1 protein-coding gene is annotated in these 451 nt (G+C 39.0%); it reads right to left on the reverse strand.

What is annotated here, in order from left to right; all coding sequences use genetic code 11:
* Positions 1-87: 50S ribosomal protein L34 (locus tag EDM52_RS25690; RefSeq protein WP_122909547.1), on the reverse strand; the 87-nt coding region annotated here is incomplete at its 3' end.
* Positions 88-451 lie beyond the last annotated feature (364 nt).

Genomic DNA, 451 nt, shown 5'->3' on the forward strand with positions numbered 1-451 from the left:
GCGGAACCCGTGGTCCTTTTTGCGCTTGCGGTTGTTTGGATTGAAAGATGGTTTCATTGCAGTATACACCTCCGTCCTCGCAGACATTCCTTCGAATTATAAAAAGATATGCCTAAAAAGTCAAGTCAAACATGGGTTTGTCTTCCAAAGCAAATATCCCCATTTTACTATTTCCCAGACCTGTGGATATCATTTTATCCACAAATTCAAATTTCGACAAGATTATCTACAGCTTGTACACAAAATATGGACATGTGAATATGTAGACGACACCAGTGGTTGTGTTTGTGGATAAGTATGAAAAAACCATTGATGACATGCCTTTTATCTGTTATTATATTTTTGTTTTGGAGCGTGAATAACTCCTTGTGGACGAACGGGTTTTCCACAGCCTGTGGATAAGCTTGTGGACAGATTTCTTCATCTGTGAATCAGGATACTCACAATGATG

The sequence above is a fragment of the Brevibacillus invocatus genome, assembly GCF_003710915.1.
GTDB classification, from domain to species: domain Bacteria; phylum Bacillota; class Bacilli; order Brevibacillales; family Brevibacillaceae; genus Brevibacillus; species Brevibacillus invocatus.